An 18,318-nucleotide genomic window follows, 5' to 3' on the forward strand; every position below is an offset into this window, starting at 1 on the left:
GTCCAGCGCCAGGCGTTCAGCAGTGAAGTACCGCAACCCAGCAGCCGCCCCCGATCGGGGCGGCGAGAACCCGGCCAGCTCTGGTAGATCTACCGACCTTCGCCGTGGGGGCTAAACAATGAAGCCGCGCAGGGACCATCCCGCGCTAGTGGACTGCCGCGGAGTGAACACACGGAGCACAGCGCCCCGAACCAAGGTCACGTAGGGGCCTCATCGCGTTCGGGACGGAGAGGTCGTAAGGGCAGTCCGTCGGCACGCCGGCAGACCGATTCGGTTTCGGGCGCTTCCCGGGGCACTCGCCGTGCTGGGCCGTCCGTGGGCCGTGACGCAACGGCGGCCGCACATGGGTCAGTCTCAGTTCTAGTCTCGATTGCTACCTAATCCGACGTGGTCTGCACCCGTCCATGAACGTCCGGCACATCACTTGACCTGCGAGGCGAGCCCCCTCCTGGACACCCCCGGACCGTCGTGGAACAAGCCCGGACAGCTTGTAATGCGTAGGTCGTCGGTTCGAATCCGACAGGGGGCTCCATCGAGGTGAAGGCCCAGGTCACAGGTGTGGCCTGGGCCTTCGTCGTTGCTTGTGCCCGGTGGGGGCTTGTCAGCTGCGGCCGGCCACCTTGTCCGCGGCGCGGGCCAGGCGGGAGGAGTCCGTCGTGTGGGTGGTGAGTTCGCGGTGGTCGGCCGCGTTGTAGGTGGCGTACATGCCGTGGACGCCCAGCCAGCGGAAGGGTTCCGGCTCCCACTTGCGGACCTTGTGGTTGACCCAGGGGAGGGTCGTGAGGTCGGTGGGGCCGGACTGGCCGGAGTCCTGCTGGACCAGGTCGCGCAGGGTGCGGGCGGCGAGGTTGGTGGTGGCGACGCCCGAGCCGACGTAGCCGCCCGCCCAGCCGAGGCCCGTCGCGCGGTCGAGGGTGACCGTGGCGCACCAGTCGCGGGGGACGCCGAGGACGCCGGACCAGGCGTGGGTCACGGCGACGCCCGCGAGCTGGGGGAAGAAGCGGGTCAGGAGCGTGGTGAGGGACTCGATGGTGGCGGGCTGGGTGCGGCCGTCGTTGTCGGTCCTGGAGCCGTAGCGGTACGGCACGCCCCGGCCGCCGAGCGCGATGCGGCCGTCGGCGGTGCGCTGGGCGTACATGTAGGCGTGCGCCATGTCGCCGAGGGTCTCGCGGCCCTCCCAGCCGATGGACTCCCACTGGGCGTCGGTCAGCGGCTCCGTGGCGATCATGGAGGAGTTCATGGGGAGCCAGGTGCGGCGCTGGCCCTTGAGGGACGCGGTGAAGCCCTCGGTGCAGCGCAGGATGTAGGGCGCGCGGACCGTGCCGTACGGGGTGACGGCGTGCTTCGGCTTGATCTCCGTGACGGGCGTCGACTCGTGGATCGTGACGCCGAGGGCCTCGACGGCCGCGGCCAGGCCCTTGAGGAGCTTGACGGGGTGCAGGCGGGCGCCGTGCGGGGTCCAGGTCGAGCCGACGGCCCCGAAGACGCGGACGCGCTCGGCGGTCTCGCGGGCGCCGTGCAGGGTGCGGTCCTTCTCGCCGTACGCGAGCTCCGCCGCGTGGAAGGCCTTGAGGCGGGCCAACTGGGCCGGCGTGTAGGCGATTTCGAGTACGCCGCCCTGGTGGATGTCGGCGTCGATCTCCTCTTCGGCGGCCGCGCGGATCACCTCGGAGACCGTGTCGTTCATGGCTTCCTGGAGGCGGACGGCCGCGTCGTGGCCGTGCAGCTTCGCGTAGCGGTCGCGGCCGGCGATGCCGTTGTAGAGCCAGCCGCCGTTGCGCCCGGACGCGCCGTAGCCGCAGAACTTCTGCTCCAGGACGGTGATGCGGAGGAAGGGCGCGGCCTTCTTCAGGTAGTAGGCGGTCCACAGGCCCGTGTAGCCGCCGCCGACGATGACGACGTCGGCGGACGCATCGCCCGGCAGGGGCTCGCGGGCGGTGGGGATGCCGTCGTCCGCGTACCAGAACGATATGCCGCCATTGACGGTGGCCTGGGTGCCGTGGGTGCCGTTCTTGCTGCTCATGGCCCCGGACGTTAGCGCTCCGCAGGGGGGTTCGGGCAGGGGGGACGGCCGCCTTCCTGGGTTTGGGGGTGGTCGTTCCGCCTCGCTGTCCGGTTCCGCCGCAGGAGCGTCAGGGGGTTCAAGGGCTCGCCCCGGTCGCGTACGAGCGGGTGGCAGGCCAGGCCGATGAGGACCGAGACGAAGTGCCCCAGGTCGGTGAAGGTGCGGCCGGTGAGCAGCGGGCCGCCGTAGACGATCAGGACGACGCCCAGATAGACGTAGCGCGAGGGCGGGGCGAGCCGGTACGTGAGGACGCCGACGACGCCCGCGAGCGCGTAACTCACCCCTACGTCAAGGGTGTCGACCGATGAGGTGGGCGCATGGCCCTCGCGGATCGCCCACAGCAGCGCGCCCTCGCTGATCAGCGTCGCGAGGACGTGCGCCGCCCCCGCGACGGCCAGCCAGCGCCAGGTGTCGAGCCAGCGCTCGGCCTGCGCGTGGAACACCGTGTAGAGGACGGCGTACGGCCACCAGCTGCTGTTGTCGATCCAGAACAAGGAGGCGACGAACACGCGGACCGGGTTCGTCGACAGCTCGTGCAGGTTCGTGGAGCGCTGGCGCAGGAACTCGTGCTCGAAGTGCGGGTCCATGTGGTGCATGGCGACCGTGGTGAAGAACAGGGCGGCCAGCCAGAGATAGGTGCCGGGGGCGTGCCGTACGTACGACCACACGGCGAGGAGGAAACGACGCATGGACTGCATTCAGACACGCACGTAGGGTCGTTCGGGTGATCGACATTCCGGACGGCCTGGTCGAGTCCCAGTACACCCACGCGGGTGACCCCGGTCGCGCCTTCATCGCCGGGCTCCCCGCGCGCGTGGAGGAGTTCGTCGAACGCTGGGATCTGCGCGTCGACGGGCCCGCGATGCATGGCATGGCCGCCCTCGTCGTGCCCGTGGTGCGGGGCGACGGGACGCCCGCCGCGGTCAAGTTCCAGGTCCTCGACGAGGAGACCGAGGGTGAGCCGGTCGCGCTGCGCGTCTGGGACGGCGACGGCGCCGTCCGGCTCCTCGACCACGACGACGCCACCGGCACGATGCTCCTCGAACGGCTCGACTCCGGGCGGATGCTGGACTCCGTGGAGGACTCCCGCAAGGCCGTCCTCGTCATCGCCGAACTGCTCGCCCGGCTCACGTCCGGGCCCGCCCCGGAAGGGATGCGGCGGCTGGCCGACATCGCGGCGGACATGCTCGCCCAGGTGCCTTCGGCGCTCGCGGCCGTGGCCGACCCGGCCGACCGCGCGCTGCTCGCGGACTGCGCGGCGGCCGTGCGCGAGGTCGCCGGCGAGGCGGGCGACCGGCTGCTGCACTGGGATCTGCACTTCGAGAACGTGCTGGCCGCCGCGCGGGAGCCGTGGCTCGCCATCGACCCGAAGCCGCTCGCGGGCGATCCGGGCTTCGACCTGAAGCCCGCCATCGACAACCGCTTCGACGCGGACGAGGTGGTGTGGCGGTTCGACGCGATGAGCGGGGTGCTCGGGCTCGACCGGGAGCGGGCGCGCGCCTGGACGCTCGGGCGGGTGCTTCAGGACTCCCTGTGGGAGATCGAGGACGGGCGGCCCCTGGCGCCGGACCACATGGAGACGGCTCGGAGGCTGCTCGGGCGGTGAGCGGACCCGTGCGGGGCGGGACGCGGTGACTGGTCGGCCTGCGTGCGGGGCGAGCCGCCGCGGTGAGGGGTGAACCGGGCCGTCCGGGCCGTCCCGCGGTGAGGGGCGAACCGGGCCGTCCCGCGGTGACTGGTTAGCCTGCCGTCATGATTCGTACCGCCACGCTCGCCGATGTCCCCGTCATCCACGCCATGGTCCGTGAACTCGCCGACTACGAGAAGGCGCTGCACGAGGCGCGGGCCACCGAGGAGCAGCTGCGCGAGGCGCTGTTCGGGGAGCGGCCCGCCGCGTTCGCCCACATCGCCGAGGACGACACGACGGGCGAGCCCGTCGGCTTCTGTCTGTGGTTCCTGAACTTCTCCACCTGGCGCGGGGTGCACGGGATCTACCTGGAGGACCTGTACGTACGGCCCGAGGCGCGCGGCGGCGGCCACGGCAAGGCCCTGCTGACCGAACTGGCGCGGATCTGTGTCGAGCGCGGTTACGAGCGCCTGGAGTGGTCGGTCCTCGACTGGAACGAGCCGTCGATCAACTTCTACAAGGCGCTCGGCGCGGCGCCGCAGGACGAGTGGACGGTGTACCGGCTGACGGACGGGGCGCTGGCGCGGCTCGGGTCGTAGCGCGCTCAGCCGGCCCAGCGCGCCCTTGGACCCGGGCTGCGGGTCACGGGATCAGGACCACCTTGCCGATCGTGCCGCGGTTCTCCAGGGCGCGGTGGGCCGCGGCCGCCTCGGCGAGCGGGAAGCGGGTCACCGCAGGACGCAGGCGGCCGGCCTCGGCCTCCTTCAGTGCGGCCAGTTCCAGCGTGCGGACGGGGTTGTCGCCGCCCGCGCGCCGCATCATCGGCGGGCCGAGGACCTGTTCCTGGGTGATGCCGCGCCGGGTGAGTTCGTCCGCGGAGAAGGTGAGGGGCTCGCCGTCGTGCAGGCCCTTGCCGGACCAGCCGAAGACGACGTGCACGCCGCCGGGGCCGAGCAGGTCCACGGCGGCCAGGCCCGCGTCGCCGCCCACCCCGTCGAAGACGACGGTCGCGGTGCGGCCGCTGAGGAACCGGCGGACCTGCTCGGGCCAGTCGGGGGCGGTGTAGTCGACGGCCAGGTCGGCGCCGTTCGCGCGGACGCGGGCCACCTTCTCGGGGCCGCCCGCGAGGCCGACGACGGTGGCGCCCGCGTGCTTCGCGTACTGGACGAGCAGGGTGCCGATGCCGCCGGCCGCGGCCGGGATCACGGCCACCGACGCGGGGCCGAGCGGGGCGAACTGCAGGATGCCCATCGTCGTACGGCCCGTGCCGATCAGGGCGACGGCCTCGGCGAAGTCCAGGCCCGGCGGGAGTTCGTGCAGGCGGGCCGCGTCGATGACGGCGAGCTCGGCGTAGCCTCCCGGGGCGAATCCGAGGTGGCCCACGACGTGCTTGCCCAGCCAGGACGCGTCGGTGCCCTCGCCGAGCGACTCGGCGGTGCCGGCGACCTCGCGGCCGGGGACGGTGGGCAGCGCGGGCGGCTCGGGCGCGGGGCCCTTCATGCCCTCGCGCAGGGCGGTGTCCAGGAGGTGCACGCCGGCCGCGGCCACGGCGATCCGGACCTGGCCGGGGCCGGGCAGGGGGTCGTCGGTCTTCTCGTAGGTGAGGTTCTCGGCGGGGCCGAAGGCGTGCAGTCGTACGGCGTGCATGGCGGGCTCCCTCGGGCGTACGGCCTCTTGCTGGGCCAGGTGTGCACCACCTTTCAACCTCAAGCTCACTTGAGGTCAAGTGCAAGGGTCAGGCCGCGCGGAGACCCGGGCGGGACGCGGTGAGCGCGAGTGTGGTCGCCTCGATGGCGCTGTTGAACGACACCTCGGAGAGCACGCCGGGCGCCGCGACCTGGTCACCCGCCAGATAGACGCCGTCCCCGCGGTCGATCGCGGGCCGGTCCCGCCAGGTCGTGCCGGGCAGGTCGACCGCCCCCGTACGCCCGTTCGCGAGCGCGTCCCTGCGCCACATCACACGGTCGCGCCAGCCGGGGAATCCCAGGTCGAGCAGGCGTTCGGCGCGTGCCGTGCCGTCGGCCTTCGACTCGTGCGGCGCTACGGGGACATGGCCCTGGACGAGCTGCTGCCCGTGCGGCGCCAGGCTCCGGTCCTGGGCCGTGAACCGCTCGAGCCAGGCCGGGAAGTCGAGCCCGGACACGGCGAAGGCGTCGCCGCGGCGGGTGCGCACGGCCAGGTCGATCAGCGTCGTACGGCCGCTGTCCCACGTCAGCGACGAGTCCCCGAGGAGGCGGCGCGCCGAGTCGAGGGACGTCGCCACGATCACCGGGCCGCCGCCCGTCGGGAGGGTGTCGACGCGGGACAGCGTCTCCACGCGCACGCCCAGATTCCAGGCGCGGGCCGCCATCCGGTCGATCACACAGGCCCAGCCGCCGCGCGGATAGTGCGCCTCTGGCGGCACCTTCGCGGCGCGGCGCAGGCGCTCCTGGACGAAGGTGGCGGACAGGGCGCCCGGGTCGTGGTGGAAGAGCGCGACGGACGTGTAGTGGGCGGCCGCGCGGGCCCCCTCCTCGCCGACGTGACGCGTCGCCCACGTCATGAAGTCCAGGTCCACGGGCGCGTGTTCGGACCGGTGGCGAAGGAGGCGCAGGAGGGCCAGGGGCGGGGTGCGGCGCAGGGCTCCGCGGTGGTGGAAGCGCAGGCGGGAGCCCTCGACGGGCGGGATCGGGGCGAGCGGGCCGAGCAGGTCGCGCTGCTTGAGCCAGGTCCAGTGCGGGCCGCCGTTGTAGAGGGCGTGCGGTCCGTCGTGCGTGCGGTACGGGCCTTCGGCGGTGCGGGCGCGGCCGCCGAGGGTGTGGTGCGACTCGTGCACGGTGACGCGAGCTCCGGCCTCGGCGGCGGTGACGGCCGCGGTGAGGCCGGCGAATCCGCCGCCGATGACGGTGAGGTCGGGCTTGGTCGTTGCCATACCGCTCTTCCCTTCGGGCTGCTTTTGTCTGTACGACGGCCGCGGGTGGCGGAATGTGACATGGGCGGGGGAGAGGCGGCGGTCACCGACTGTCAGTGGGGGCGGGCAGCATGGGGGCATGGCGGAGAAACGAGTGGTGCGGTCGGCGAAGTCGTCGTCGGCGAAACCGGCGGCGGTGAAGAGGGCGCGGCGGCCCGAGGTGCGGCTGCCCCCGCTGGCGCCCTGGACCGGCGGCGACCTCGAGCCGGACGGGGACTACGACGGGGTGGAGTTCACGGCGGCCGACTTCACCGGGCAGGACGGCGGGGGCGCCCGCTTCATGGACTGCGCGCTCGACGGGTGCGCGCTCGACGAGACGCGGCTGACCCGCGCCCGGATCCTCGATTCCACGCTGACAGGGATACGGGGTGTGGGCACGGACCTCGCGGAGGCGACGCTGCGGGACGTCGAGGTGGTGGACGCGCGCCTCGGCGGGGTCCAGCTGCACGGGAGCGTGCTGGAGCGGGTCGTGGTGCGCGGCGGGAAGATCGAGTACCTGAATCTGCGCAAGGCGCGCCTGAAGGATGTCGTCTTCGACGGGTGCGTGCTGGTGGAGCCGGACTTCGGGGGCGCGCGTCTGGACCGGGTCGAGTTCCAGGGCTGTGTCGTGCGGGGTGCGGACTTCACGGGCGCCGTTATGGCTGACGTGGATCTGCGGGGCGTGGCAGAGCTGGGGATCGCCCGCGGGGTGGACCGGCTGGCGGGGGCGGTCATCAGCCCGGCCCAGCTCTTCGACCTGGCACCGGCGTTCGCGGCGCAGATCGGGGTGCGGGTGGAGTAGCCGGGGGGGGGCTTGTGTGCGTCTTTTCCGGGGCTAGCGCTCGTCCGGGACGCGGGGGAAGCGGGCCTGCAGGTCCCAGATCGCCGGGTTGTCCGCCAGGTCCTCGTGCAGGTCGGTGAGGTCGGCGATCAGGTCGTGCAGGAAGTCGCGGGCCTCGCGGCGCAGCGCGGTGTGGGAGAACGTCAGGGGCGGCTCGTCGGCCTCCATCCAGTCGGCCTCGATGTCGACCCACCCGAAGCGGCGCTCGAAGAGCATCCGGTCCGTCGACTCGGTGAAGTCGAGCTCGGCGTACTGCGGCCTCGACGCGCGGCTGCCGCGCGGGTCGCGGTCCAGCTGCTCGACGATGTCGCACAGCGCCCACGCGAAATCCAGTACCGGCACCCATCCCCAGGCTGTGGACAGCTCCCGGTCGGCCTTGGTGTCGGCGAGGTAGACGTCGCCGCAGAAGAGGTCGTGGCGCAGCGTGCGGACGTCCGCACGGCGGTAGTCCAGCTGGATCGGGTCCGGGAAGCGGCGGGAGAGGGCGTAGCCGATGTCGAGCACGTAGCTGATGGTGTCACGGGCGGGAGGTGGTGCCGTCCATGGGCGGGAGGTGGTGCCCGCACGGCTGCCGAGGCCACCACGGTCGCCGTCGCAGCAGTCGCCGTGCTCAGCCCAGCAGCCGCTGCTCCTTCGCCACCGCCACCGCGCCCGCCCTCGTGTCCACGCCGAGCTTGTCGTAGATCCGGCCGAGGTGGGTCTTCACCGTCGCCTCGCTGATGAACAGGGCGCGGGCGATGTCCCGGTTGCCCAGGCCCTGGGCGAGCTGGGCGAGGATGTCGCGCTCGCGGTCCGTGAGGGACGGGCGCGGGCTGCGCATGCGGGCCATGACGCGGCTCGCGACCGGCGGGGACAGCGTCGTACGGCCCTCGGCGGCGGCCTGGATCGCGGCGAACAGCTCCTCGGGACGCTCCGCCTTGAGGAGGTAGCCCGTGGCGCCCGCCTCGATGGCCCGGGTGATGTCCGCGTCCGTGTCGTACGTGGTCAGTACGAGGACGTGCGGGTGCGGGCCCGCCTCGGGCGGCGCGGTCGTGATGCGCCGCGTCGCCTCCACGCCGTCGATGCCCGCGCCCAGCTGGAGGTCCATCAGGACGACGTCCGGCGTCAGCTTCGCGGCGAGCGCCACCGCCTCGTCGCCCGTGCCCGCCTCGCCGACCACCTCGATGCCGGGCGTGCTGCCGAGCAGGGCGAGCAGTCCCGCGCGCACCACCACGTGGTCGTCGCAGACGAGCAGTCGTACGGGGTCACTCACGAGGCCTCCAGCGGAATCGCCACCGACAGCACCGTGCCCTCGCCCGGCGCCGACTCGATCGTCAGGGTGCCACCCAGCTGCCGCGTGCGCGCCCGGACCGCCGGGAGGCCGTGCCCGCGCACGCCGCCCTCCCGCGGGGGCTCGGGCGTGAAGCCGCGGCCGTTGTCCGCGATGTCGAGGACGACCTGGTCGCCGAGGTGCGTCAGCGTGATCGCGGCGGCCGTCGCGTCCGCGTGCTCCCGTACGTTCGCGAGGGCGCCCTGCGCGATTCTCAGCAGCGCGGACTCGACCCGGTCGGGCAGCGGCGCCGGGGTGCCCTCCGCGTGGAAGCGGACCGCGAGCCCCGCCTCCGACTCCCGCGCCGCCAGCGTCCGCAACGCCTCGTCCAGGCCGCCGCCCGCAAGGTCCGCCGGCGCCAGGTCGTGCACGAACCGGCGCGCTTCCACGAGGCCCCGCTCGGTCACCGATTCCGCTGTCCGCACATGGGCGCGGGCCCGCTCGGGGTCGGCGTCCCACAGCCGGTCCGCCGCCTGGAGCAGCATCTGCTGGCTGGAGAGGGACTGGGCGAGCGTGTCGTGGATCTCCATCGACAGGCGCTGCCGTTCGGCGAGCGTGCCCTCGCGGCGCTCCGTCGCGGCGAGTTCCCTGCGGGTGCGCCGGAGGTCGTCGATCAGGGCGCGCTGGCGTTCCGCCTGGCGCTCCATGTGGACGAAGACGGCGGTCGCCAGGGCCGCGACGGCCGGCGGCGCGAGCAGCAGGTTCGGGTCGAAGTTCCCCGCGAGGCGCAGCTGAGCCGCGACGACGAACACCGTGAGCACGCCGATCAGGACGAGCGCGGCGCGGGCGGGCAGGGTGCGCAGGCCCGTGTAGAACAGCGGGACCGCGCACCAGGCGAAGCTCGGCGCGAGGACGACGAGGACCACCCACACGGCGACGACCAGGGCTAGCCAGGTGAGGCGGCGCGGAGTGGGACGGGTGCCCCGGCCCGGGCCGAGCGCGGGGCCGAGCACGTACAGCGCGGCCAGCACCACGGACAGCGCGATGATCCACGGGGTGCGGGCCTCGCCGGGGTGGCGCAGCAGGAACCGGGCGAGGGCTCCGCCGAGCAGCAGGAAGAACGCGGCGTGCATGACCGCGGCCAGCCAGCGGGCGTCCGGATCCCGCGTCTCGTGTCCCACGCCCGTACCCCTCTCCGCTTCCGCCGCTGCCCGGCTGTCGCGCCGCGGAAGCTTCCGCCGCTGTGCCGTGACCGCACCGCTCTCGCGCTGCTGAACTGGTCAAACACCCCCATTGTGGCCCCCTCGGGCGGTACGCGGGTCAACCGATCGGCTGACCCTGACGTCAGCCGAGCCGCGCTCCGGTCGCAGCCGGTACGTCGACGGTGCGGGCCGGTTTCCGGCCGGAGGATCGATAGCAGAGCGACTCACCGACCGCCTCTGACCGACCCGACCGCCTCCAAGGAGCACCCGTCATGAAGAAGATCTCGAAGCGCGCCCGTGTCCTGACCGGTGGCGCCGTCCTCGCCGGCGTCGTCGCCGGTACCTTCGGCGCGGTCTCGGCCAGCGCCGACGCCCCGGCCGTGGCCCCCGCCGCCGTGACCGCGGACGCCCCGGCCAAGAACCTCACCCAGTCCACGCACCTGACGACGGCCGCCGCCACGAAGGCCGCGCAGGCCGCCCTCGACGCCGCGAAGAAGGAGAACCAGCGCGTCTCCGTCGCCGTCGTCGACCGCAACGGCAACACGATCGTCACCCTCCGCGGCGACGGCGCCGGCCCGCAGTCGTACGAGTCCGCCGTGAAGAAGGCGTTCACCGCGGTGTCCTGGAACGCGCCGACGTCCGAGCTCGCCAAGCGCCTCGAGCAGGCCCCGAACCTGAAGGACATCCCGGGCACCCTGTTCCTCGCGGGCGGCGCGCCCGTCGCGGCGAACGGCGCCCCGGTCGCGGGCATCGGCGTCGCGGGTGCGCCCTCGGGCGACCTGGACGAGAAGTTCGCCCAGGCCGGTGTCGCCGCGCTGAACCGCTAGGGCCTGTCGTTCGGATCAGCCGGGCTCGCGGGGTCTGGCACGCACTCCCCCTGCTCGTCTTCGCTCGAGCAGGGGCCCCCAGCGTGTCGCCTCAATCCCCCGCCTGGCAGCTGCACGCCCCCCAAGCTCTCGACTGCGCTCGAGCAGGGGGACCTCCATGACCCCGCTCCCTGATCCAGCCCGAGCCGGACGAAGGACCCTGGTAACGCCATGACCCCCGTGGAGGCGCCTGCCTGTTGGCGGGCGCCTCCACGGCGTTCGCCCCTACGATCGCTCTGTGCCCCGTAGCCCACGAAGTGCCCCCGCCCCCGCGCTCGCCCTCGTCCTGGCCCTCGGCGCCTGTTCCGCCGCCGGTGTGCACGGCACGCCCGGTGCCGCGGGCGTGCGGGACCCGTACTTTCCGAAGCTGGGCAACGGCGGCTACGACGCCACGCACTACGACCTCACCCTCGATGCCGACCGGCACCGGCTGACCGGCACCGCCGACATCACCGCGAAGGCCACCCAGGACCTCAGCGCGTTCAATCTCGACCTCAAGGGCCTGACGGTCGACGGCGTCACCGTCGACGGTCGGAAGGCCCGGTTCGAGCGGGCCGGGCACGAGCTGACGATCCGTCCGGCCGAGACGCTGCGGAAGGGCTCCGCGTTCCGCACGGTCGTGCGGTACTCCGGGAAACCCGTGACCATCACCGACCCGGACGGCTCCGAGGAGGGCTGGCTCCCCACGCAGGACGGGGTTCTCGCGCTCGGCGAGCCGACGGGGTCCATGGCCTGGTTCCCCGGGAACAACCACCCCTCCGACAAGGCGTCCTACGACCTCCACGTCACCGTCCCCAAGGGCCTGAAGGCCGTGTCCAACGGGGAGTTGACGAAGGAGCGGACGGCCGGCGGGCGGACGACGTTCGACTGGCATGTCCCGCAGCCCATGGCCGGCTACCTGGCGATGCTGGCGATCGGGAAGTTCGAGACCAAGGCCTACAAGACGCCCGACGGGCTGCCCGTGTACACCGCCGTGGACCCGGTCGAGGCGGCCGCGAGCGCCAAGGTCCTGGCCAAGATCCCGGCCGTCATGGCGTGGGAGTCCAAGACCTTCGGCCCCTATCCCTTCTCCTCCACCGGCGCCGTCGTCGACCGGCACGGCGACGCCGGGTACGCGCTCGAGACCCAGAACCGGCCCGTCTTCCCCGGCACCCCCGGCCTCGCCACGCTCGTCCACGAGCTGGCCCACGAGTGGTACGGGGACTCCGTCACGCCGGAGTCATGGCGCGACATGTGGCTCAACGAGGGCTTCGCGACCTACGCCGAATGGCTCTGGGAGGAGCAGCACGGCGGCGACAGCGCGCAGAAGACGTTCGACTCCTACTACGCGAAGGGCCGCGGCAACCCGATCTGGGCCTTCCCGCCCGCCAAACCGTCGGGCGCGGCGCACATCTCGGATCCGCCCGTCTACGAGCGCGGCGCGATGGTGCTGCACAAGATCCGACAGACGGTCGGGGACGCCAAGTTCTTCGAGCTGCTCAAGAGCTGGCCCGCCGCGCACCGTTACGGCAACGCGGACACCGCCGACTTCACCGGGTACGTGGAGAAGGAGAACCCGGGCAAGGATCTGCAGCCGGTCTGGGACGACTGGCTGTACGGAAAGGGAAAGCCGGGCCACCCGTAGTCCGGATGGCCCGGCCGAACCTCCTTGCGGACCGGGCTACTTCACGTTCACCGCGGACCACGTCGCCGCGACGGCCTGCTGCTCGGCGCTGTTCGCGCCGTACAGGTCGCTCGCCGCCTGGAGCGTGGCGGTGCGGGCGGCCGCGTAGTTCGTCGTCGACGTCATGTACGTGGAGAGGGCCTTGTACCAGATCTGCTCGGCCTTGGCCCGGCCGATGCCCGTGAGCGAGGAGTTGTCGGAGGTCGGGGAGTTGTACGTGACCCCGTTGATCGTCTTCGTGCCGCTGCCCTCCGAGAGGAGGTAGAAGAAGTGGTTGGCGACACCCGACGAGTAGTGCACGTCGAGGTTGCCGACCTTCTTCGACCAGTAGTCCGCTGAGGAGCCGTCCTTGCTGGGCTGGTCCATGTAGCGCAGCGGGGTGCCGTTGCCGCGGATGTCGATCTTCTCGCCGATGAGGTAGTCGCCGACGTCGCTGCTGTTGTTCGCGAAGAACTCCACCGACGTGCCGAAGATGTCGGAGGTGGCCTCGTTCAGGCCGCCCGACTCACGGCTGTAGTTGAGCTTCGCGGTGGACGCGGTCAGGCCGTGGCTCATCTCGTGGCCGGCCACGTCGAGCGCCGTGAGCGGCCGCTGGTTGTTCTGCCCGTCGCCGTACGTCATGCAGAAGCAGGCGTCCGACCAGAAGGCGTTGACGTAGGCGTTGCCGTAGTGGACACGGGAGTACGCGGCCTTGCCGTCGCCCGCGATGCCGTTCCGGTTGAACGCGCTCTTGTAGTAGTCCCACGTCTCCGCGGCGCCGTACGCGGCGTCGACCGCGGCGGTCTGCCGGTTCGTCACCGTCCCGTCGCCCCACTGGTCGTCGGCGTCGTGGAAGAGCGTGCCCGTGCCGGACGTCCCGCCGTTCAGGTCGTACGTCTTGTGGCCGCCGCGCCCGCCGTCGGTGAGGTCGAACCCGCCGCCGGCCGATGCGGTGCTGCCGACCGAGACGGTGCCGCTGTACTCGCTGGTGCCGGTGCCGTTCTCGATGCCCTCGTACGAGTACAGCTTCTTGCCGGTGGCGGCGTCGGTGACGACGTGCAGCTCGCTCGGCGTCCCGTCGGCCTGAGTGCCGGTCACGACCGTCTCGTAGGCGAGGACCGGCTTGCCGGAGGCGGCCCAGACGACCTTGCGGACGTTCTTCGCGGCGGCGCTCTTGGCGTCCGAGACGGCGAGGGCCGACTTCTTGGCGGCGGTGGGGGCGAGGGAGGCGTCCGTCGACGCCACGGATATCGCGCCCTTGTGCGCCTTGGAGACGCCCTTGAGGTCGCCGTTCTTCGCGGTGTGCGTGACGAGGTCGCCGCCGAGCACGGGCAGACCGTCGTAGGTGCGCTCGTAGCGGGTGTGTGTCGTGCCGTCGGCGTCCTTGACGACATCGCGGGCGACGAGCTTCTCCCCGCTGCCGAGCCCGAGTCGGCGGGCGGCCGCCGGGGCTTCGGTCTGTGCGTCCTTGAGGGCCGTGGCCCGCTGGGAGGCGCTGAGCGGAACGGCGGTGGCGCCGGCGGTGCGGTCGGCGGCGGTCGCCGCGGTGCCGCTCTGCAGAGCCAGGACGACCATCGCGGCCGACGCGGCGAGCGCGGTGGCCCGTGCGGCAGTCCTGCGGCCGGCGGTGCGGGGAGCGGGGGAGTGGCGTGTCACTCGGAACTCCTTCTGTGTCCAACGACCCGTGGGTGATGACCCGTCGGGGGTGGGGGGCGCGGAGGAGAGAGTGACACCAGGTGCACTGTGTTTGACAGGGCGCCGTCAAAGATTTAACAGTTCGTGTCCGAATGCAGGTGGTGGCTATCCGATATTTGCCGCTTGGCAGGGAAGCGTCGGTGGGGAGAGTGCTCGCCGAGCGCACGCAGAAGGGCCCCGGCCGGATATCCCCCGGCCGGGGCCCTTCAACTGCTGTGCTGCGGCGATGACTCCGCTCAGGTCAGACGTTCACACCGAAGTCCTGCGCGATGCCGACGAGGCCCGACGCGTAACCCTGGCCCACCGCGCGGAACTTCCACTCCGCGCCGTTGCGGTACAGCTCGCCGAAGACCATGGCGGTCTCGGTGGCGGCGTCCTCGGAGAGGTCGTAGCGGGCGATCTCGGTGCCGCCGGCCTGGTTGACGATGCGGATGAACGCGTTGCGCACCTGGCCGAAGTTCTGCGAGCGGTTCTCGGCGTCGTAGATCGAGACCGGGAAGACGATCTTGTCGATGTCGGCCGGGAGGCCCGCCAGGTTGACGTTGATCTGCTCGTCGTCGCCCTCGCCCTGGCCCGTGACGTTGTCACCGGTGTGGACGATGGTCTGGTCCGGCGTCGCCTTGTTGTTGAAGAAGACGAAGTGGCCGTCCGAGTAGACCTTGCCCTGCGGGTTCACCGCGATCGCGGAGGCGTCGAGGTCGAAGTCGGTGCCGGTGGTGGTGCGGACGTCCCAGCCGAGGCCCACGGTGACGGCGGTCAGGCCCGGAGCCTCCTTGGTGAGCGAGACGTTGCCACCCTTGGACAGGCTTACTGCCATTGTTGGGAGTCCTTCCCTCGTTAGCGATGCGTGCGCTTCGTAGACGAAGCTACTCGTACCCCTATGAACGCCAAGGGGGGATCCAGGGTTCCAGGTGTCTTTACTTTCTTTACCCGCTTTACCCGGGATGGGTGTGCCGCTCCACCCGCGATGGGTGTATCGCCGGGAAAAGGGGGTGACGCGGTGCGTGTCCAGGCGCGACCATGGAACCCATGTCCGGTCCTTACTTCATCCGCGGCTCGGTGGTCCTTCCGGAGGCCGAGCTCCTCTGGCGATTCTCGCGGTCGTCCGGGCCGGGCGGCCAGCATGTGAACACCAGCGATTCCCAGGTCGAGCTCCGCTTCGACCTCGCCAGGACCGAGGCGCTGCCCGAGGTGTGGAAGGCGCGGGCCCTGGAGCGGCTCGCCTCCCGACTCGTCGACGGTGTCATCTCCGTACGGTCCTCGGAGCACCGCTCACAGTGGCGCAACCGCGAGACCGCCGCCGTGCGCCTCGCGTCCCTCCTCGCGGAGGCCACCGCCCCGCCGCCCAAGCCCCGCCGCGCGACCCGCATCCCCCGGGGGATCAACGAGCGCCGCCTGCGCAACAAGAAGGCACGGTCGGACACGAAACGGGGTCGGTCGGGGCGCGGCTGGGACTGAACGGCCTCAGGGGGTGCGGGCGTCGGGCATCAACCCAACTGCCGGTACTTCCCCTTGAAGTAGGCCAGCGGTCCGCCCTCGTCGCCGGGCAGTGACGCCGCGAGCACCCGGCCGATCACCAGCGTGTGGTCCCCGGCCGTCACCCGCTGCTCCGTGCGGCACTCGAGCGTCGCGAGCGCGCCGCCCACCAGGGGCGCGCCGGCCACCTCGCCGCGTACGTACGGGATGCCCTCGAAGAGCAGGCGGTCGCTGATGCGGCCCTTCATCGCGAAGCGGCCCGCGATGTGGCGCTGGCTCTCGGAGAGCACGGACACCGCCCACAGGGGCTGTTCGTCGAGCAGGTCGTCCATGCGGGAGCCGTTGCGCAGGCTGACGAGGACGAGCGGCGGGTCGAGGGAGACCGACAGGAACGCCGTGGCCGTCATGCCGACGTCCTCGCCCAGAGGAGCCGACGGGTCGTCCGGGTCGAGCGGCACCTCGCGCGCGGTCACCAGGACCACGCCCGCGGCCAGTCGGGACATGGCGGCGCGGAACTCGTCGTTGCTCACCCCCTCAGCATGCCCGGCCGGGGCGGGCGCGGGGACGAAAGCGCCAGTGGGGGATGTGGCGGTCGTGGGGGTCGTGCGGGCGGTGGGGGAGAGCGGGGGATTCTTCAGTGGCGGGGGAGTCTTCAGCACGTCTCGACGCTAGCTTCGGTGCCGTGCCCGCCGCATCGGGCCTTGGGCCGAGTCCGGTCCTAGGACCTGTGGTGGATCTCGTCCGGATATGGAGGTGTTCAGGGGTGTTTTCCGTTCAGGAAGTGCAGGGGGCGTGCGCCGGAGCGCTCCTCAACCCTTCATCTCCTCCTGTGACTTGAGTCACAGGAGCCATATTTTGTTGACCCTGTGTACCGGGTGGACAGCTCGCTGTGATTCAGTGGCGGAGACACTGCAACAAGAGCGTGCATACGCACGTGCGGAATCGGCGATGAGAATTCTGGAGTGCTGTCGAGGTCTCGGGGAGAGCTGAGCATGGAGACCGAGTCGGAGCCGTACGTCCGTCTTGCGACCCTGCGGCAGCTTCACCAGGTGATGGCGGACATGAACACCGCCCGCAGCCTGGCCGACACCCTGCAGACGGTCTCCGACGGAGTCGTGAACGGCCTCGGATTCGAGCTGGCCTGCGTCAATCTCGTACGCCCCGACGGTGACCTCGTCGTCGCCGCCTTCTCCGGCGACTCCTCCGCCGAAGCCCTCATCACCGGCCGGGTCGGCTCCCGCGCCTCCTGGGACCGCCGCCTGTCCATGGGCGAGGCCTGGGGCGACCTGCGGTTCATCCCGCACACCGAGGGCTGGGTCCTCGACGAGGACGACGTACCGCAGTGGTTCACCGACGGGCCGCCGCCCCGCTTCGAGGACGAGTGGCACCCCGCGGACCGCCTCTTCGCCCCGATGTACGCCACCGGCGCCTCCGGCGGCGAACTCCTCGGCGTGATCTCCGCCGACCGCCCGCGCAACGGCAGGCGCCCCGGCGCCTGGGGCCGAGAGGCCCTGCAGATGTACGCCTTCCAGGCCGCCATCGCCATCAGCAACGCACGGCTGCGCGCCAACATGCAGCGCGCCCTCGTCCGGCTCGAACGCGAGCAGCAGGCCCTGCGCGCCAGCGAGGAGTCCTTCCGCCAGGCCTTCGAGTACGCGCCCAGCGGCATGGCCATCGCCGAGATGGGCGGCGACCAGCACGGGCGGCTCCTGCGCACGAACGACGCCCTGTGCCGGCTGCTCAGCCGCCCGGCGTCCGCCATGCGCCGCTACTCGTTCTCCGACCTCGTCCACCCCGAGGACATCGGCACGCTGCTGCGCACCTCCGCCGAGGGCGGCCGCGCCGAGCTGCGCCTCGGACGGCGCGACGGCACCTATGTGTGGGTGTCCCTGCGGAACTCGGTGGTGGCCGACGCCGCCGACGGGCCGCGCTTCCTGCTCACCCACGTCGAGGACATCGAGGAACGCAAGCGCCGCGAGCTGCATCTCGCGCACCGCGCGTCCCACGACTCCCTCACCGGCCTGCCGAACTCGGCGGAGCTGCGCTCCCGCCTCTCGGCCCGCCTGTGCCGCCGCCCCCAGCTGCCCGAGCCGAGCGCCGTGGACTCCCTGGACGCGGCGTACGGGGACCGCGCCGGCGGCTCGTACGACACGAACGGGCACGGATTCGACTTCGCGGGGGCCGCTGCCGCCGTGGCCGAACAGCAGAACGGCGGGTCCGGGCCCTCCGGCGGGATCTACGACGACTATGGCTTCGATCACCACGTCCACATCGACGCGCCCGAGGGGGAGACCGACGACGGCACGAAGGGCCTGGCGGTCCTCTTCTGCGACCTGGACGGCTTCAAGTCGATCAACGACCGGTTCGGGCACCACACCGGAGACGTCGTCCTGATCGAGGTCGCACGGCGACTGACCAGCGGTGTCCGTGACGGGGACACCGTCGCGAGGCTCGGTGGCGACGAGTTCGTCGTGCTCGCCGACGGGCTCGGCCGGGCCGACGCAGAGGACCTCGCCGTCCGTCTGCGGAACGCGATCATTCCACCCATCCGGGTCGACGGAAGAGCGGTTCGTGTGGGCGCGAGTTTCGGCATCGGCTGGGCCCACTGCGGGATGACGGCCGACGAGGTGTTGAAATCCGCTGACCAGCGGATGTACATCGAGAAACGGTCGCGTGCCAAGCAGCACCGACGGGCCGGATGATCTCCTTCCGCGGGTATCGGTGAG

General features: G+C 71.8%; 17 protein-coding genes. 7 read left to right on the forward strand and 10 right to left on the reverse strand.

Features of this window, described 5'->3' with window-relative positions; translation table 11 throughout:
- Nucleotides 1-601: 601 nt before the first annotated feature.
- On the reverse strand, nt 602-2,023 hold the full coding sequence (locus OG698_RS25800; protein ID WP_406105711.1) for an NAD(P)/FAD-dependent oxidoreductase: 1,422 nt from the start codon (nt 2,021-2,023) through the stop codon (nt 602-604).
- Between the two features lie 11 nt (nt 2,024-2,034).
- Complete coding sequence (locus tag OG698_RS25805; RefSeq protein WP_406105713.1) at nt 2,035-2,763, reverse strand: rhomboid-like protein; 729 nt, start codon at nt 2,761-2,763, stop codon at nt 2,035-2,037.
- A gap of 26 nt (nt 2,764-2,789) precedes the next feature.
- On the opposite strand from OG698_RS25805, the gene OG698_RS25810 reads away from it, so the two are divergent.
- Together OG698_RS25810 and OG698_RS25815 are read left to right on the forward strand one after the other, a co-directional pair.
- Nucleotides 2,790-3,671 carry an aminoglycoside phosphotransferase family protein gene (locus OG698_RS25810; RefSeq protein ID WP_406105714.1) on the forward strand — a complete coding sequence of 294 codons (882 nt, stop codon included), beginning with the start codon at nt 2,790-2,792 and terminating at the stop codon, nt 3,669-3,671.
- Between the two features lie 146 nt (nt 3,672-3,817).
- Nucleotides 3,818-4,291 carry a GNAT family N-acetyltransferase gene (locus OG698_RS25815; RefSeq protein ID WP_406105716.1) on the forward strand — a complete coding sequence of 158 codons (474 nt, stop codon included), beginning with the start codon at nt 3,818-3,820 and terminating at the stop codon, nt 4,289-4,291.
- A gap of 43 nt (nt 4,292-4,334) precedes the next feature.
- Here OG698_RS25815 and OG698_RS25820 read toward each other — a convergent pair whose 3' ends face one another.
- Complete coding sequence (locus tag OG698_RS25820; RefSeq protein WP_406105718.1) at nt 4,335-5,339, reverse strand: zinc-binding dehydrogenase; 1,005 nt, start codon at nt 5,337-5,339, stop codon at nt 4,335-4,337.
- A gap of 88 nt (nt 5,340-5,427) precedes the next feature.
- Entirely contained in the window at nt 5,428-6,603 is a 1,176-nt protein-coding gene (locus OG698_RS25825) for an FAD-dependent oxidoreductase (RefSeq protein ID WP_406105720.1), read from the reverse strand.
- Between the two features lie 118 nt (nt 6,604-6,721).
- On the opposite strand from OG698_RS25825, the gene OG698_RS25830 reads away from it, so the two are divergent.
- Entirely contained in the window at nt 6,722-7,423 is a 702-nt protein-coding gene (locus tag OG698_RS25830) for a pentapeptide repeat-containing protein (RefSeq protein ID WP_406105721.1), read from the forward strand.
- A 33-nt stretch (nt 7,424-7,456) separates the two neighbouring features.
- Here the strand turns inward: OG698_RS25830 and OG698_RS25835 are convergent, their stop codons facing one another.
- The 3 genes from OG698_RS25835 to OG698_RS25845 form a co-directional block, all read right to left on the reverse strand.
- On the reverse strand, nt 7,457-7,966 hold the full coding sequence (locus tag OG698_RS25835; protein WP_406105723.1) for a hypothetical protein: 510 nt from the start codon (nt 7,964-7,966) through the stop codon (nt 7,457-7,459).
- Between the two features lie 106 nt (nt 7,967-8,072).
- Complete coding sequence (locus OG698_RS25840; RefSeq protein WP_399974911.1) at nt 8,073-8,714, reverse strand: response regulator; 642 nt, start codon at nt 8,712-8,714, stop codon at nt 8,073-8,075.
- A complete protein-coding gene (locus OG698_RS25845) occupies nt 8,711-9,844 on the reverse strand; it encodes a sensor histidine kinase (protein WP_406111277.1) in 1,134 nt (377 codons plus the stop codon). The genes OG698_RS25840 and OG698_RS25845 overlap by 4 nt, the downstream gene beginning before the upstream one ends.
- Before the next feature lie 341 nt (nt 9,845-10,185).
- On the opposite strand from OG698_RS25845, the gene OG698_RS25850 reads away from it, so the two are divergent.
- Nucleotides 10,186-10,740: a heme-binding protein gene (locus OG698_RS25850; RefSeq protein WP_406105724.1), complete on the forward strand. Its 555-nt coding sequence runs from the start codon at nt 10,186-10,188 to the stop codon at nt 10,738-10,740.
- Nucleotides 10,741-11,017: 277 nt separating this feature from the next.
- A complete protein-coding gene (locus tag OG698_RS25855; protein WP_406105726.1) occupies nt 11,018-12,403 on the forward strand; it encodes a M1 family metallopeptidase in 1,386 nt (461 codons plus the stop codon).
- Between the two features lie 36 nt (nt 12,404-12,439).
- Here OG698_RS25855 and OG698_RS25860 read toward each other — a convergent pair whose 3' ends face one another.
- Nucleotides 12,440-14,077: a M4 family metallopeptidase gene (locus OG698_RS25860; protein ID WP_406105728.1), complete on the reverse strand. Its 1,638-nt coding sequence runs from the start codon at nt 14,075-14,077 to the stop codon at nt 12,440-12,442.
- 280 nt (nt 14,078-14,357) lie between these two features.
- Nucleotides 14,358-14,933: a TerD family protein gene (locus OG698_RS25865; protein ID WP_100595698.1), complete on the reverse strand. Its 576-nt coding sequence runs from the start codon at nt 14,931-14,933 to the stop codon at nt 14,358-14,360.
- A 203-nt stretch (nt 14,934-15,136) separates the two neighbouring features.
- On the opposite strand from OG698_RS25865, the gene arfB reads away from it, so the two are divergent.
- A complete protein-coding gene (gene arfB, locus OG698_RS25870; RefSeq protein ID WP_100595699.1) occupies nt 15,137-15,574 on the forward strand; it encodes an alternative ribosome rescue aminoacyl-tRNA hydrolase ArfB in 438 nt (145 codons plus the stop codon).
- 29 nt (nt 15,575-15,603) lie between these two features.
- On the opposite strand, the gene OG698_RS25875 is transcribed toward arfB, so the two are convergent.
- Nucleotides 15,604-16,122 carry a flavin reductase family protein gene (locus OG698_RS25875; RefSeq protein ID WP_406105731.1) on the reverse strand — a complete coding sequence of 173 codons (519 nt, stop codon included), beginning with the start codon at nt 16,120-16,122 and terminating at the stop codon, nt 15,604-15,606.
- Nucleotides 16,123-16,584: 462 nt separating this feature from the next.
- Between OG698_RS25875 and cdgB the strand changes: the two genes are divergently transcribed.
- Nucleotides 16,585-18,294 (forward strand): diguanylate cyclase CdgB, encoded by a 1,710-nt coding sequence (gene cdgB / locus OG698_RS25880; RefSeq protein WP_406105733.1) that lies wholly within the window; start codon nt 16,585-16,587, stop codon nt 18,292-18,294.
- Nucleotides 18,295-18,318: the final 24 nt, after the last annotated feature.

This window comes from Streptomyces sp. NBC_01003 (assembly GCF_045162695.1).
Taxonomy (GTDB): Bacteria; Actinomycetota; Actinomycetes; order Streptomycetales; family Streptomycetaceae; genus Streptomyces.